The organism is Tardiphaga sp., assembly GCF_028290495.1.
GTDB lineage: Bacteria > Pseudomonadota > Alphaproteobacteria > Rhizobiales > Xanthobacteraceae > Tardiphaga.
The window spans coordinates 30148-45558 of record NZ_JAQGJT010000126.1; the positions used below are offsets into that span (position 1 = coordinate 30148).

Annotated in this window: 11 protein-coding genes; 3 read left to right on the forward strand and 8 right to left on the reverse strand. The window is 64.2% G+C overall.

Going from position 1 to position 15411, the window contains the following annotated elements; all coding sequences use genetic code 11:
• Positions 1-41: 41 nt before the first annotated feature.
• A complete protein-coding gene (locus JWQ24_RS18980; protein WP_299811464.1) occupies positions 42-2150 on the forward strand; it encodes a S9 family peptidase in 2109 nt (702 codons plus the stop codon).
• Positions 2151-2252: 102 nt separating this feature from the next.
• Here the strand turns inward: JWQ24_RS18980 and hemC are convergent, their stop codons facing one another.
• Complete coding sequence (gene hemC, locus JWQ24_RS18985; RefSeq protein ID WP_299811466.1) at positions 2253-3236, reverse strand: hydroxymethylbilane synthase; 984 nt, start codon at positions 3234-3236, stop codon at positions 2253-2255.
• A 159-nt stretch (positions 3237-3395) separates the two neighbouring features.
• On the opposite strand from hemC, the gene JWQ24_RS18990 reads away from it, so the two are divergent.
• Positions 3396-4712, forward strand: coding sequence for a DUF3422 domain-containing protein (locus tag JWQ24_RS18990; protein WP_299811468.1), 1317 nt, complete (start codon positions 3396-3398; stop codon positions 4710-4712).
• A gap of 61 nt (positions 4713-4773) precedes the next feature.
• Here the strand turns inward: JWQ24_RS18990 and mctP are convergent, their stop codons facing one another.
• The 4 genes from mctP to JWQ24_RS19010 form a co-directional block, all read right to left on the reverse strand.
• Positions 4774-6282: a monocarboxylate uptake permease MctP gene (gene mctP, locus JWQ24_RS18995; RefSeq protein WP_299811470.1), complete on the reverse strand. Its 1509-nt coding sequence runs from the start codon at positions 6280-6282 to the stop codon at positions 4774-4776.
• A complete protein-coding gene (locus JWQ24_RS19000) occupies positions 6272-6457 on the reverse strand; it encodes a DUF3311 domain-containing protein (protein WP_299811472.1) in 186 nt (61 codons plus the stop codon). Before JWQ24_RS19000 ends, mctP begins: the two co-directional genes overlap by 11 nt.
• 281 nt (positions 6458-6738) lie before the next feature.
• Positions 6739-7851: an NADH:flavin oxidoreductase/NADH oxidase gene (locus tag JWQ24_RS19005; RefSeq protein WP_299811474.1), complete on the reverse strand. Its 1113-nt coding sequence runs from the start codon at positions 7849-7851 to the stop codon at positions 6739-6741.
• Between the two features lie 223 nt (positions 7852-8074).
• Entirely contained in the window at positions 8075-8431 is a 357-nt protein-coding gene (locus tag JWQ24_RS19010) for a hypothetical protein (protein ID WP_299811476.1), read from the reverse strand.
• 350 nt (positions 8432-8781) lie between these two features.
• Between JWQ24_RS19010 and JWQ24_RS19015 the strand changes: the two genes are divergently transcribed.
• Entirely contained in the window at positions 8782-10581 is a 1800-nt protein-coding gene (locus JWQ24_RS19015) for a carbamoyltransferase C-terminal domain-containing protein (protein ID WP_299811478.1), read from the forward strand.
• 177 nt (positions 10582-10758) lie between these two features.
• Here JWQ24_RS19015 and JWQ24_RS19020 read toward each other — a convergent pair whose 3' ends face one another.
• The 3 genes from JWQ24_RS19020 to JWQ24_RS19030 form a co-directional block, all read right to left on the reverse strand.
• A complete protein-coding gene (locus JWQ24_RS19020; RefSeq protein ID WP_299811480.1) occupies positions 10759-12762 on the reverse strand; it encodes a HAMP domain-containing methyl-accepting chemotaxis protein in 2004 nt (667 codons plus the stop codon).
• A gap of 246 nt (positions 12763-13008) precedes the next feature.
• Complete coding sequence (locus tag JWQ24_RS19025) at positions 13009-14700, reverse strand: methyl-accepting chemotaxis protein (RefSeq protein WP_299811482.1); 1692 nt, start codon at positions 14698-14700, stop codon at positions 13009-13011.
• Positions 14701-14958: 258 nt separating this feature from the next.
• Positions 14959-15411, reverse strand: a 453-nt coding sequence (locus JWQ24_RS19030; RefSeq protein WP_299811484.1) for a methyl-accepting chemotaxis protein, incomplete at its 5' end; no start/stop codon positions are given.

A 15411-nucleotide genomic window follows, 5' to 3' on the forward strand; every position in this document is an offset into this window, starting at 1 on the left:
AAAGTCCTGTCTCGAGAAGTCCCTTGCCGAAAAGAGAATTCATGACCAAGCCCCCCTCCCCGATCACGGCGCCGGTGGCGCCGCGCCATCCGCATTCCTTCACCGCCCACGGCATCACCGTCACCGATGATTACGCCTGGCTGAAGGACGCGAAGTGGCAGGAGGTGCTGCGCGATCCCGCGGTGCTCGATCCGGAAATCCGGACCTATCTCGAAGCCGAAAACGCCTATAGCGACAGCCTGCTCGGCTCGACCGCCGAGTTACAGAAGACGCTGGTCAAGGAAATGCGTGGCCGCATCAAGGAGGACGATTCCAGCGTGCCGGCCAAGGACGGCCCGTATTCCTACCTGCGGAAATTCCGCGAAGGCGGCCAGCACGAATTGTACGGCCGCACGCCGCGCGACGGTGGCGAAGCCGTGATCATCCTCGATGGCGACAAGCTCGCCGCCGACCACAAATATTTCAAGTTCGGTGGCGCCAGGCATTCGCCGGATCACGCGCTGGAGGCGTGGAGCGCGGACGTCAAAGGTTCGGAGTATTTCACCATCCGCGTGCGCGACTGGGCGACAGGCCAGGACAGCGACGATCTGGTCGAGCAGACCGACGGCGGCGTGGTGTGGACGCTCGACTGCAAGGCGTTCTTCTACGTGAAGCTCGACGACAACCATCGCCCGATGCAGGTCTGGCTGCATCGCCTCGGCACCAAGCAGACGGCCGACGTGCTGGTCTATGAAGAGCCCGACGCCGGCTGGTTCACGCATATCCACGAGAGCGCCAGCGGCCGCTTCGGCGTGATCGCCGGCGGCGACCATGAGACCTCCGAGCAGCGGCTGATCGATCTGGCCAACCCTGATGCGCCGCCGCGGCTGGTCGCTGCGCGCGAAGAGGGCGTGCAGTATTCGCTGGCCGACCGCGGGGACGAATTGTTCATCCTGACCAATGCCGACAACGCGATCGACTTCAAGATCGTGACAGCACCGCTCGCTGCACCCGAGCGCGCCAACTGGCGCGATCTCATTCCACATCGCGAGGGCATCTACCTGATCGACATCGATCTCACGGCCGGCCATCTGGTGCGGGTCGAGCGCGCCAACGCGTTGCCCGCGATCATCATCCGCGACCTCACGACGGCGGAAGAACACGCGATCGCCTTCGACGAAGCGGCCTATTCGCTGGATGCGATGGGCGGCTACGAATTCGACACGACCAATCTGCGCTTTTCCTATTCGTCGATGACGACGCCGTCTGAAGTCTATGACTACGACATGACGACGCGCGAGCGGACCTTGCGCAAACGTCAGGAAATTCCCTCCGGCCACAACCCGGCGGACTACGTCACCACCCGCATCATGGCGACGGCCGAAGACGGCGCGCAAGTGCCGGTGTCGATCCTGCATCGCAAGGATCTGAAGCGCGACGGCGCGGCCCCGCTGCTGCTCTATGGTTACGGCAGCTACGGCCTGGCGATGCCGGCCTCGTTCTCCGCCAATCGGCTCTCGCTGGTCGATCGCGGCCTCGTCTACGCGATCGCACATATCCGCGGCGGCGCCGACAAGGGCTGGGGCTGGTATCTCGACGGCAAGCGCGACAGGAAGACCAACAGCTTCGATGATTTTGCGGCGTCCGCCCGGGCGCTGATCGCCGCCAACTATTCGAGCGAGCAGCGCATCGTCGGCCACGGCGGCAGCGCCGGCGGCATGCTGATGGGCGCCGTCGCCAACCGCGCCGGCGACCTGTTCGCCGGCATCGTTGCCGAAGTGCCGTTCGTCGACGTACTCAACACCATGCTCGACGACACGCTGCCGCTGACGCCGCCGGAATGGCCGGAGTGGGGCAACCCGATCGAGAGCGAGGCCGACTTCAAGACGATCCTGTCGTACTCGCCCTATGACAACGTCTCGGCGCAGGAATATCCGGCGGTGCTCGCGATGGGCGGTCTGACCGATCCGCGCGTCACCTATTGGGAGCCGGCGAAATGGATCGCGCGGCTGCGCGCGACCATGACCGGCGGCGGCCCGGTGCTGCTGCGCACCAACATGGGTGCCGGCCACGGCGGCGCCTCCGGCCGCTTCAACCGCCTCGACGAAATCGCCATCGCCTATGCATTCGCATTGTGGGCGGTGGGGATGTCGGAGACGGATGAGGAGTGAACTACATTCTCCGTCATGGCCGGGCCTGTCCCGGCCATCCACGATGTTCCGCGAGTACGTGGATGCCCGGCACAGGGCCGGGCATGACGGGAGAGGGCAGAGTTAGTGCTCTGGCCGACTACGGTCGATAACGGCGCCGGCGCCCTTGTCGAGCAGATCGAGGCCCACGGCGCGGCCGAGTTCGCGCGGCCGGTCGGCCGGCCCGGTGCGCGTCACTTCGATGAAGTGGCCGCCGCTCTCGTCGAGCACCGAGGCGGTCATCGCCATCTGCGTGCCCGAGATCGTCGAATAGGCGGCGACCGGCGAGTTGCAGTGGCCGTTCAGCACCCACAGCACTTCGCGCTCGGCGTCGCAGGAAAGATGCGCCGCGGCATCGTCAATCATCGCGAGATAGCGCCGCGTCTGCCAGTCGTTCACCGCGCATTCCACCGCGACGATGCCCTGCCCGGCCGCCGGCAGCATTTCCAACGGCGAGAAGTCATAAGCGATACGGTCGGCCAGCCCGACGCGCTCCAGGCCCGAGCGCGCCATGATCAGCGCGTCCGCCGGGCCGACCTCTCCGCCCCCTGGCAGACGCTGCATCTCGCGGCTGTCGAGTTTGCGCACGCGGCTGTCGGCGGCTCCGCGGTAATGGATCACTTCGATGGCCGGAAACAGCCGCCTGATATAGGCGGCGCGGCGCACCGCGTTGGTGCCGATCTTGAAACCCTCGCCGCGCGTGCGCTTCAGATCCTCAAGGGTCAGGCCTGCGCGCAGCACCAGCGCATCGGTCGGCGGGTCGCGCATCAACGTCGCGCCGATCACCAGCCCCGGCGTGTCCTCGTTGCCCGGCATGTCCTTCAGCGAATGCATCGCGGCATGCAGCCGGCCGGCGCGCACCGCGTCGCGAATCTCGCCGACGAAAGCGCCGCCCTTGCCGCCGTGGGTCAGCAGATTGCTGGTCTGGTCGCGGTCGCCGACCGGCTCGAACTTGACGATCTCGACATCCAGTTCGGAGGCCGCGGCAACAAGCTGGCGCGCGATTTCTTCGGTCTGGGCCAGCGCCATGACGCTTTTGCGCGTGCCGATCCGCATCGAACTAGTCACCCACACGCTCCTGCCACGCCGCCCCAGAGTGTGCGGCGATTCTCGCGCGGAGATTAAGACCAGCGCGCGCCGGAATGCAACGCAGGCGGCGTCGCATGAAACTCGCTTCCGGCCGGGCGGGATGGTAATCATCCGGCACGTCTCGAAAGGTAACTGGCGATGCGCGCGGATGTTCTGATCGGCGATGATGATGCCGCCCGGCTTAAGCCGCATCCGTTGCGGGCCGCAATCCTCGGCGAGTTGCACGCCCGGCCGTTCACAGCGATCGCGGTGCCATCGCGCGTGCTGCATTTCGCCTTCGACACGTCTGGCCCGCAGGCGCAGACCGATCGCGTCAATCTGCTGGCGCTGCTCGACGCGCGCGGGCTGAAGCCGCCCGCTGCGGGCGAAAAACATCACCGCGTGGCGTTCGGCAGCACCATCCTGCGCTGGGAACAGCACTCCGAATTCACCACCTATACATGGGAAATGCCGGCCGATCCCGGCGGCAGCCCGTTTCATCCCGAGGCGCCGTCGATCGCCTCGCCGATGCGTCTGGTGCCGCAGCCGGGGCCCCTGCTGGTGGCGATTGATCTGCATCTGCTGGCGGACGATCCGCCGCGCACCGCGCCGGAACGGCTGTTCGACCGCGCCAGCCTTGCGGTGGCGGAGAATTCCGATGGCGCGGCGGTCTACGCCACCGACTTCCAGCCCGGGCCCTCCGGCTTCGTCCGCATCCTCGTCATCGATCGCGGCATGTCGGCCGAGCGCGCCGGGGCGCAGGTCCAGCGCGTGCTCGAAATCGAGACCTACCGCACGCTGGCGCTGCTTGGCCTGCCGGAAGCGCAACGGCTGGCGCCTTCCGTCGCCGATGGCGAGCGCCGGCTAGTGGAAGTCACCGAGGCCATGCAGCACACTGGCGACCTCGCCAGCAATCACCGCCTGCTCGATGAATTGACCGCGCTCGCAGCCGAGGTCGAGGCCGGCGCCGCCGCCAGCGTGTTCCGCTTCGGCGCCAGCCGCGCCTATGAAGAGATCGTGGAACAGCGGCTGCAGACGCTCGGCGAGCGCAAGGTCGCGGGATTGCCGACATGGTCGTCGTTCCTGGCGCGGCGCATGAAGCCGGCGCTGCGCACCTGCGTCACCATCGAGAACCGGCAATCGGGCCTGTCGCTGAAACTCGCCCGCGCCGCCAACCTGCTGCGCACCCGCGTCGATGTCGAACTCGAGCAGCAGAACCAGAAACTGCTAAAATCGATGAATGCCCGCACGAGACTGCAGTTGCGGTTGCAGACCACGGTGGAAGGGCTGTCGGTGGCGGCGATCACCTATTACGTGGTCAGCCTGTTCGGCTATTTCGCCAAGGCGGCCCATGACAGCGGCCGGCTGCACCTGGAGCCGAGCATCGTCACCGCCGGCTTCGTGCCGGTCGCGGCTCTGGCGATCTGGTGGACGGTACGCCGCATCCGCCGAAAGCATGTCTCAAGCGAGGAGTGAGTTCTACTTCCCCTCCCCCCAGGCAACACTTGCTGCGCAGGCGGGAGAGGGGAAGTAGCCGCTATTTCTCGGTCGGCAATCCAACCCACGTATCGGACGCGAACGGGCCGGCGGTCTTGCGCACGATGATGTTGATCACCGAAGCGACCACGATGTTGCAGACCAGCGCGATCAGGCCGACATAGACAGTCGCCGAGAAGCTGCCGATCGACAGCAGATGCAGCGGCTTCAGGCCGTCCATCCACGTCAGATAGGTGCCGCCGAAAAGGCCGACGGCCCAGCCCGCCAGCAGCGCCGGCGCGGTGAACCAGCGCGTGAACAGACCGAAGATCAACGATGGCAATGTCTGCAGGATCCACAGACCGCCGAGCAGTTGCAGGTCCAGTGCAAACTGCGTCGGCAGATAGATGATCACCAGGAGAGCGCCGACCTTCACCACCAGTGACGCGATCTTGGCGACCGCGGCTTCGCCAGCATGGGTGACCTCCGGATTGACATAGGCCTTCCAGAAGTTGCGGGTGAACAGGTTGGCCGCGCCGATGCTCATCACCGCCGCCGGCACCAAAGCGCCGATCGCAATCGCCGCAAACGCAAAGCCGGCGAACCAGCCCGGGAACAAGGTCTGGAACAGCGCCGGCACCACGTCATTGTTGCTGGCGAGCTTGAGATGCGCGGCGTGGCCCATGTAACCGAGCAGCGCCAGCAGGCCGAGCATCAGCGTATAGGCCGGCAACAGCACTGCGTTTTTGCGAATCGTGGTGACGCTCTTGCTGGCGAAGATACCGGTCAGGGTGTGCGGATACATGAAGGCGGCGAGCGCCGAGCCCAAGGCCAGCGTGGCATAAGCGACATACTGGCTGGGCAGCAGGATCACGCTGCCGGAGCCCTTGGCCGCGAACGCATCGGCCGCCGACTGGAACACCGCGGCATATCCGCCAAGCTTGCCGGGGATGTAGCTCACCGCTGCGATCACGGCGATGTAGATCATGATGTCCTTGACGAAGGCGATCAGCGCCGGCGCCCGCAGGCCCGATGAATAAGTGTACAGCGCCAGCACGATGAACGCTGCGATCAGTGGCCACTCGCCCTCGAAGCCCAGCGCCTTGACGGCGGCGGCCATGCCGATCAGCTGCAACGCGATGTAGGGCATGGTGGCGACGAAGCCGGTGATGGCAACTGCGGCTTCCAGCGTGCGCGAGCCGTAGCGACCATGCACGACGTCGGCGGCGGTGACGTAGCCGTTATCCTTGGCGACCTGCCACAGTCTCGGCATCACCATGAAGACGAAGGGATAGACGAGGATCGTATAGGGCAGCGCGAAGAAGCCGTAGGCGCCGACCGAATAGACCAGCGAGGGCACCGCGATCACGGTGTAGGCGGTGTAGAAATCGCCGCCGACCAGGAACCAGGTGATCCAGGTGCCGAACTGGCGACCGCCGAGGCCCCATTCGTCGAGGGTGGCCAAGGTTTTCGGTCGCTTCCAGCGCGCCGCGACGAAGCCCATGACGGTGACGAGCGCGAAGAAAAAGATGAAGACCGCGAGCGCGGGAATATCGAGTTCAGTCTTCATGGGGGTACGTCCTGTAGGCAAGCCAGGTCAGAAACGCCGTGATCGGCACCCAGGCGAGTTGGTACCAGTAGAAAAACGGAAAGCCCCACAGCACCGGATCGTGGAAATTGTAGAACGGCACCCACAGCAGCCCGACGAACGGCAGAAGCAGCAGCCAGAGGTAATGCCTGTTCATCCGTAATCTCCTGCCAGGAGGTAACATAATGCGCGCGAAAGTAGGCGCTGCATCGTTGATGCCCGCATGTGTAGGTGTGACATTCTGTCGTGTAAAGATCGAAGCTGCAGAGCCGCCATGAGGCGGTGAGCGGCGCTCTGCACGTTGTCATACCGGGATGCGCCCGTCGGCTCCGCCGACGCGGGTGCAGACCCGGAAGCCCGAGCTGTTCACCCCATCCGAGATTCCGGGGTCGCTGGCAGCTAACGCTGCGTACGCCCCGGAATGACAGCTTCAGACGTTCAGCGTCCGCCGAACGTGGTGTTGCCGAACAGCGCCTTCTGGGTGGATGGCTGCGAACGCCAGTATTGCGGCGCGGCATCGACGGTGCCGCCGAGCTGCGTGGCGGCGTGCCACGGCCAGCGCGGGTCGTACAAAAGCCCGCGCGCCAGAGCGACAAAGTCAGCCTTGCCGGACGCGACGATATCTTCCGCCTGCTGCGGCTCGGTGATCAGCCCGACGGCCCAGACCGGCAATCCCGTCGCCTGCTTCACGGCTTCCGCAAACGACACCTGATAGCCCGGGCCGATCGCGATCTTCTGCAGCGGCGAGACGCCGCCCGACGACACGTCGATCCAGTCGACGTTGCGCTTTTTCAATTCCTTCGCCAGCACGATGGTCTGCTCGATATCCCAGCCGCCCTCGAGCCAGTCCGACGCCGAGACACGGAAGCCGACTGGCTTGTCCGCCGGAAACGCCGCGCGCACCGCCTCGAACACTTCGAGCGGGAACCGCATGCGGTTCTCCAGCGTGCCGCCATATTGATCAGTGCGCTGGTTGGCGACCGGCGACAGGAACTCGTGCAGCAGATAGCCGTGAGCGCCGTGCAGTTCGAGCGCATCGATGCCAAGGCGGTCGGCACGCTTCGCGGTGGCCACGAAAGCGTCGCAGATGCGGACAAGGCCGGCGGGATCAATCTCCTGCGGCGGCAACTCGCCCGGCTTCTGCGCAATCGGTGACGGCGCGTGCGCGACCCAGCCGCCTTCGTTCAGCGGAATCTGCTGGCCGCCATCCCACGGGGCGTGGCTGGACGCCTTGCGGCCGGCATGGGCGATCTGCATCGCGACTGCGATCTTCGAATGCTTGCGGATCGCCGCCAGCACCGGCTTCAGCGCGGCTTCGGTGGCGTCGTCATACAGCCCGAGATCACCGGGCGTGATGCGGCCCTGCGCTTCCACCGCGGTGGCCTCAATGCACAGCAGGCTCGCGCCGGACAAGGCAAGCCCGCCCAGATGGATCATGTGCCAGTCGTTCGCGCAGCCATCGACAGCGGAATACTGGCACATCGGGGACACGACAATGCGGTTGGTCAGCGTAAGACCGCCCAACTTGAAGGGCGAGAACAGGGCACTCATGGAATTTCCAGACTTGGCGGAGTGGTGATATTGCGCCCGGGCTGCGAGGGGGCAGCGGCGCTATCGGAACAACGCGATGATCCCTGATCTCCCCGACGGCGTCAAACCCGTCCTCAGCCGCAACGACGCGCGATCTTCGCGGCTGCACGAAACGAAAAAGGTGCGCCGGTTTCCCGACGCACCTTTTTTCTCAAGCGATCCGGCGCGTTGCCGGCGGTCGCGATCAATACGGGCAGATCACCCGACCCCAGCGTCGGCTGTAGTAGCAGCCGGGTGCAATGATGCCCGGGCCGTAGAAACCGTAGCCACGACCGCGGCCCCAGCCGCCACCGCCGCGGAACCCGCCGCCCCGGAACCCGCCGCCGCCCCGAAAACCACCACCGCGGCCGCCGCCGCCGCGGCCACCTCCACCACCGCCACGCCCGCCGCCTCCACCGCGGGCGTCGGCCGTGGTGCTCGCCCCCGTCAGCAACACGGTGGAAGCACCGATGATGCCGACACAGTAAACGGATATCAGCGCCACCGCCGCAAGACAGCGGGTCACGATATTATGCCGTTTGGTCGATTTGCTATGAGCCATTCTTCGGGTCTCCCAGTCTATGGAAGCTGATTTCACGGAGCTTCCGGCGTCGAACGATCAACAGCCAGGATTGCTATTGCCGCCTATTGAAAACAGAACACCAATATGGCCGCCACGTGACCTTGGCTCGCGTCTCATGAGAATAAGATCAAGGTTGCGGAGCGGTCAAGACGCTTGCAGCGCAGCGGTCGAACACAAACGCGTATCGCCGCCGTTCATCGCGGTTTCATGTTGCTTTGCACACTCTGCATATGAAGCACCTCTATTCATCAAGATGAACGGCATCGCCCTTGCGCCATCCGCCGATCTTTTCCGATACTCGACACCCACAGCATTTGCAGAAGTGACCCATGCCTGCACACAGATACGTCCTCGGCCTCAACACCTACGATCACGATGTCAGTGCCTGCCTGCTGCGCGACGGCGCCATTGTCTTCGCGATCGAGAAGGAGCGAATCACCCGCGAAAAGCACGCCACCGGCTTCTACAAGGACGTGATCGACTATTGCCTGGAGGCCGAGGGCATCACGCTGGCGGACATCGAACTGGTGGTGAGCAACTGCTACATCCTGCCGGTACCGGAGATGGAAGACCGGCTGGTCTACCAGGACATGCCGGGCTTTCTGCCGGAATATGAGCGGGCGGATGCGACGAAGCATCCGCTGTATCGGTCGCGCGACAAGGTGGTGACGATCTCGCACCATCTCGCGCATGCCTATAGCGCGTTCGCAGTGTGCCCGTTCGACGAGGGCGCGATCATGATCGTCGACGGCGTCGGCAGCTACCGATCCGACGTGATGGAACCGTTTCCGGACGACGACGCGGGCTCGAAGCTGGCGAGGGAATCCGAGAGCTACTACACTTTCAGCGGAAGCAAGCTGGACTGCATCAAGAAGGTCTGGATGGAGCCCGACCGCGGCTTCCTCAGCGACGAATTCTATAACATGCCCGGCCTGGGCGCGCTGTACAGCCGCGCCTCGACCTATGTGTTCGGCGACTGGAACAAATGCGGCGAGCTGATGGGGCTGGCGCCCTATGGCCGCCGCGACGTCGTCCAGCCGCTGATGGACATCGCCGACAACAAGCTCACCGTGCCGCGCTGGTCGCCGCAATACGACCAGCCTTACGTGATGGACAGCGACGGCGAGTGGGAAAACCACCCTTCGATGCGGCACTGGGAAGACCTCGCCTGGCGCGTGCAGGACGACACGGAAAAGGTGCTGCTGGCGCGGGCGCGCTGGCTGCGCGAGACCACCGGGGCCAGAGATCTCTGCATCGCCGGCGGCGTCGCGCTGAACTGCGTCGCCAATGGCCGCATTGCGCGCGAGGCCGGATTCGACCACCTCTGGATCCAGCCTGCCGCGGGCGACAACGGCATCGCCATCGGTTGCGCCTTTTACGGCTGGCTCGAAGTCCTGAAACAGCCGCGCGGCTTTGTGATGAAGCACTCCTACACCGGCAGGACCTATCCGGGTTCTGACGTCGAGGCTGCGACGCAGCGCACGCTGGTCAAGGTGCAAACCAAAGCCGTGCGCAGCGACAACATCTGCCGCGATACTGCGAAGCTGTTGGCGGATCAGCAGGTGATCGGCTGGTTCCAGGGCGGCTCGGAATTCGGCCCGCGCGCACTCGGCAATCGCAGCCTGCTCGCCGATCCGCGCCGGCCGGAAATGAAGGACACGCTGAACAGCCGCGTCAAGCATCGCCAGCCGTTCAGGCCGTTCGCGCCGATCGTGCTGGCCGAGCGCGCGCACGAGATTTTCGAGGGCGAGGAGGACTCGCCCTTCATGCTGATCGCCAAGCCGGTGCGACCGGAATGGCGCGAGCGGATCCCGGCGATCGTGCATGTCGACGGCAGCGCGCGGGTGCAGACCGTGACCGAAGACACCAACCCGATGCTGTACCGGCTATTGAAGGAGTTCGAGGCGCTGACCGGCGTGCCGGTGCTGCTCAACACCTCGTTCAACGTCAAAGGCGAGCCGATCGTCGAGACGCCGCGCGACGCGATGGCCTGCTTTCTCACCACCGGCATCGACCATCTGGTGCTGCACGACACGCTGGTGTCGAAGACCACAGCACATCGTTTCGTCGCCCCCGTCGTGAAGACCTGGATGGAGGTCGCGACCTTGGTACTGTCGAATGTGAAGTAGCTGTGTCGTCCCGGCAAGCGAGCCTGAGAGCGCAAGCCGGGACCCATTGCCTCTGTCTTGTCTTCTCAAGGCTGTGGCATCGGCATCGTTCGAGCCACAAGCCCGGAGGGTATGGGTCCCGGATCGGCGTTCGCTTCGCGAACTTGTCCGGGACGACATGGTGTGAGGTCCAGACGCCTAGGCCGCGCGCACGGCGTTGAGGAATTTTCCGACTTCGGTCTTCAGCCGGCTGCTGTCGGCGGACAGCGACTTGGCCGCCGAAAGCACCTGCGACGAAGCCGTGCCGGTCTCCGACGCGCCGCGCTGCACGTCGCTGATGTTGGCACTGACCTGCATCGTGCCCTGCGCGGCCTGCTGCACGTTGCGGGAAATCTCTTGCGTTGCCGCGCCCTGCTCTTCCACCGCCGACGCAATCGTCGAGGAAATCTCCGACATCCGGCCGATCGTATCGCCTATCTCACGGATCGCACCGACCGACTCCTTCGTCGCCGCCTGGATGCCGTTGATCTGTGCGCTGATCTCGCCAGTCGCCTTCGCGGTCTGTTCAGCGAGTGCCTTCACTTCCGACGCCACCACCGCGAAGCCGCGACCGGCCTCGCCCGCGCGTGCCGCCTCGATGGTGGCATTCAACGCCAACAGATTGGTCTGGCCCGCGATGGTGTTGATGAGTTCAACGACATCGCCGATCCGTGCGGCGGCTTTCGCCAATTCACCGACCCGGTCGTTGGTCTTGCGGGCCTGCTCGACCGCCTGGTTGGCGATCGTCGCGGATTCCTGCACCTGGCGGCTGATCTCGTTGACCGACGAGGCCATTTCCTCGGTCGCCGATGCCACAGACTCCACATTGGTCGAGGCTACTTCCGAAGCCGAGGCCACGACGGAGGTCAACTGCTGCGAACGCTCGGCGGTCGCCGACAGCGTGCCGGCGGAGGCTTCCAGTTCGGTAGAGGCCGACGACACCGTATCGACAATCCTGCCGACGGCGCTCTCGAAATCATCGGCGATCTGGATCATGTCGCGCTTGCGCTGCCCGGAGGCGAATTGCTCCTGCTGCTTCTGCGCTTCGGCTTCCGCGTGGGCCCGCTCCTGCGCCTTGACCTTGAATCTTTCCACGGCGCCGGCAACATCGCCGATCTCGTCCTTGCGGCCGAGCCCCGACAGCACCACGGCAAAATTGCCGTCGGCGAGTTCCTTCATCCCGGCGGTCAGGCCGGACAGCGGACCAATGATGCCGCGTGCGATCAGGAATGCGATCAACAGCCCGACAACGGATGCGGCTCCGGCCACAATCCGCTGTGTGGTGATGGTGCCCGTAATCCGCAGGTCATTGGCCGCCGTGGTGTCGTTAAAGGACTTCTGCGCCAGCGCCTTCACGACATCGTTCTTCTCGATGGCCGAAATGAGCGCGGGCGTGACGGTCTTGTAATACAGCTCATCCATCATCAGCAGGTTGACCGACGCCTTGTCGAACACCGTCGTATAACTGTTCAGATTGAGCTTGATGGCGTCGAAGAGACGTTCAAGCGCCGGCGGCAGGTCGAGCCGCTCCATATCGGCGATCTGCTTCTGCGCATTTGCCACGCTGCTCTTGAACAACACCAGGTTGCTCTGGTCGCGGCCCGCGAAGAAGCGCCAGTTAGCGAGCTGGACTGACAGGGTTTCCGACTGCAACGTCGTGGCGCCAGCGGCGAACGGCGTGCTGCGCGTGGCAATCACCAGTTTCTGCACGGCGCCTGACAGTTTCTCGCCTTCGGCGAGCAGACCGCCGCGGCCGGCGACCATCCGCTTGACAGTGTCGCCGAGGTCAAGCCGCATCGCCTTCAGCTCTGTGACCTTCTTCTCGATTTCCCGGTACGCTGCGCGGCGCTCTTCCGATGTCATGGACTTGACGGCCGTCTCGATCAGTCCGCTGACATCCGCCAGCAGCTTGCCGGATTCCGCGAAGGACGGTTCGTCCTGGTCGAACGTGTATCGCAGCATCGCGCGGCGGATGGCATGCAGTTCGGCGGATATTTCCACCGACCGTATCGTGTTGCCCGACTCGACGTTCAACGAGGCGACCTGATCGCGCACCTCGGTGAGCTGCCATACGGCGAAGCCCGCCGACAACAGCCCGAACAGCACGAGCACGCCAAAGCCCGCATACAGACGACCGCGAATACGAAACTTGAGCAGCGACATCATGCATTCCTTGATTTGGAATCCACCCGGACGGGCGAGGCGTGTTGGTCGCCGTGATCATCGCAAGGTTGTGAAAATTTCCGGTTAATTTCTACAACGACAACGCTTGTACTAAAGACGCATTTAGTTTTGCGTGCGTCGTCCGCGGCCGTCAGAATATATCCGCGTTATCCAGCGCTTCCGCGGCCGCCGAAACGATTCTTCCCGCTCCCTCGCGAGAGGGGAAGAACGAGGGAAGGAAAGAAACTACGCCGCACGTACCGCATTGAGAAATTTTCCGACTTCCGTCTTCAGCCGGCTGCTGTCGGCGGACAGTGACTTCGCCGCCGAGAGCACCTGCGACGATGCCGAGCCGGTCTCCGAGGCGCCACGTTGCACGTCGGTGATATTGCTCCTCATCTGCAGCGTGCCTTGCGCAGTCTGCTGCACGGTGCTGGAAATCTTCTGCGTCGTGGAGCCCTGTTCTTCGACGGCCGATGCAATCGTCGAGGAGATCTCCGACATCCGGCCGATGGTGTCGCCGATCTCCTTGATCGCGCCGACGCTCTCTTGCGTCGCCGTCTGAATGCCGTTGATCTGCATGCTGATTTCGCCGGTAGCTTTCGCGGTCTGTTCGGCTAGCGCCTTTACCTCGGAAGCCACCACCGCGAAGCCACGCCCGGCATCACCGGCACGGGCCGCCTCGATCGTTGCGTTCAGGGCGAGCAAGTTGGTCTGGCCCGCAATGGTGTTGATCAGCTCGACGACATCACCAATACGCGCCGCGGCCTTTGCCAGTTCACCGACGCGGTCATTGGTGCGACGGGCCTGATCGACAGCCTGGTTGGCAATCGTCGTGGATTCCTGCACCTGGCGGCTTATCTCGATGACCGACGAGGCCATCTGTTCGGTCGCGGATGCCACCGACTGCACGTTGGTGGAAGCTTCTTCCGAAACGGCCGCGACGGCCGTCGTCAGCTCCTGCGCGCGCTCGGCCGTCGCGCTCAGCGTTCCAGCCTGGACTTCGAGCTCGGTCGAGGCCGACGACACGGTGTTGACGATCTCGCCGATCATCGATTCGAAATCGCGGGTGATGCTATCGACGCGGCGGCCGCGTTCGATCTTGGCGTCGGCATCGACCATCGCAGCTTCGTCCGCGGCCTTCTTGTCGATCAGCGCCTGCTTGAACACCTGCAGCGCGTCACCCATCGAGCCGATTTCGGTCTTCATGCCCTGATGCGGCACGATCGCGGTGAGATCGCCAGCGCCGAGCGCCTGCATCGGCTTCACGATGGAGGCGATGCCCGAGGATACATCCTTGACCAGGTAGACGCCGACGCCGACGCCGACGACGCCGGCGACGGCGAGGATGATCGTCAGCAACAGGATGGCCATCGAGTAATTATCGGACGCGGCGCGGCCGGCTGCGTTGGCGCCATCGCGGTTCGAATTCATCGCCTTGGAAAGCAATTCGTCGGCCTTCATCCCGAGCGGCAGGACTGTGTTTTCGTTGAGGTCCTGTGCCGCACGGATGCTGCCGCCGGCGCTCTTGCGCGACAACGCCAGCAGCTCCTGCGAGCTTGCGGCGAATTTATCCCACTGCTGTACCCAGTCCCGGTAGAGCATCCGCGCTTCCTCGGAGGACATCAGGCGCTCATAATCCCTTCGCGAGGCATCAATTCGTTTCACGGCGGCATCCAGCCGCTTTTCGGCGGCAATCTTCTCATCAAGGACGTCGGCCAACAGGTGGGCGCGCGAAATGTTGCGATACGACGCGCCATCGGCCCGGAGGTCACCGAGCGCGCGTACGCTCGGCAGCCAGACACGATCAAGCTCGGCGGCTGAAGCGTTGATTGCACCCATTTTGACGACAGCAAGCAAGCCCATGCCGGTCATGGCGATCAGCAGGAACGACACAACCGCCGTGATCTTGGCTCGAATCGAAAATCTGGAGAACATCGTTGAATTCCTCACCACCGGGTCCCCATCCCATCAGGGCCCATCCGTCTTGTTAGGACTGGAATATAGGTATCTGGTTAACGATGTAGGTACTGTATAACCGCCACCTATCGGCCGCCTGTTGCCGGCGACTGGACGCCGACAAACGCAGCTCATCTGGAGTCAGAGCACTGCTGCAAAACGAAAAACGACGCGGAATCCCGCGTCGCTTTCAGCTTCGAAGAGGCGGAAGGCCTCGATTGGGCGGGAGACCGCGAGCTACGCCGCGCGCACCGCGTTGAGGAACTTGCCGACTTCCATCTTGAGGCGGTTGCTGTCCGACGACAGCGACTGCGCCGCCGAGAGCACCTGCGACGAGGCGGAGCCCGTCTCGCTCGCGCCGCGCTGCACGTCGGTGATGTTCGCGCTCACCTGCATCGTGCCTTGCGCCGCCTGCTGCACGTTGCGGGAAATTTCCTGCGTCGCGGCGCCCTGCTCTTCCACAGCCGATGCAATCGTCGAGGAGATTTCCGACATCCGGCCGATCGTATCGCCGATCTCGCGGATCGCGCCGACGCTCTCTTGCGTCGCCGCCTGGATGCCCGAGATCTGCATGCTGATCTCGCCGGTCGCCTTCGCGGTCTGTTCGGCCAGCGCCTTCACTTCGGAGGCGACGACGGCAAAACCACGACCGGCCTCACCGGCACGTGCGGCTTCGATCGTGGCATTCAG

Coding starts and splice junctions, on each gene's coding strand:
- JWQ24_RS18980 (WP_299811464.1), top strand. CDS start 42: ATGACCAAGCCCCCCTCCCCGATCACGGCGCCGGTGGCGCCGCGCCAT.
- JWQ24_RS18990 (WP_299811468.1), top strand. CDS start 3,396: ATGCGCGCGGATGTTCTGATCGGCGATGATGATGCCGCCCGGCTTAAG.
- mctP (WP_299811470.1), bottom strand. CDS start 6,282: ATGAAGACTGAACTCGATATTCCCGCGCTCGCGGTCTTCATCTTTTTC.
- JWQ24_RS19000 (WP_299811472.1), bottom strand. CDS start 6,457: ATGAACAGGCATTACCTCTGGCTGCTGCTTCTGCCGTTCGTCGGGCTG.
- JWQ24_RS19005 (WP_299811474.1), bottom strand. CDS start 7,851: ATGAGTGCCCTGTTCTCGCCCTTCAAGTTGGGCGGTCTTACGCTGACC.
- JWQ24_RS19010 (WP_299811476.1), bottom strand. CDS start 8,431: ATGGCTCATAGCAAATCGACCAAACGGCATAATATCGTGACCCGCTGT.
- JWQ24_RS19015 (WP_299811478.1), top strand. CDS start 8,782: ATGCCTGCACACAGATACGTCCTCGGCCTCAACACCTACGATCACGAT.
- JWQ24_RS19020 (WP_299811480.1), bottom strand. CDS start 12,762: ATGTCGCTGCTCAAGTTTCGTATTCGCGGTCGTCTGTATGCGGGCTTT.
- JWQ24_RS19025 (WP_299811482.1), bottom strand. CDS start 14,700: ATGTTCTCCAGATTTTCGATTCGAGCCAAGATCACGGCGGTTGTGTCG.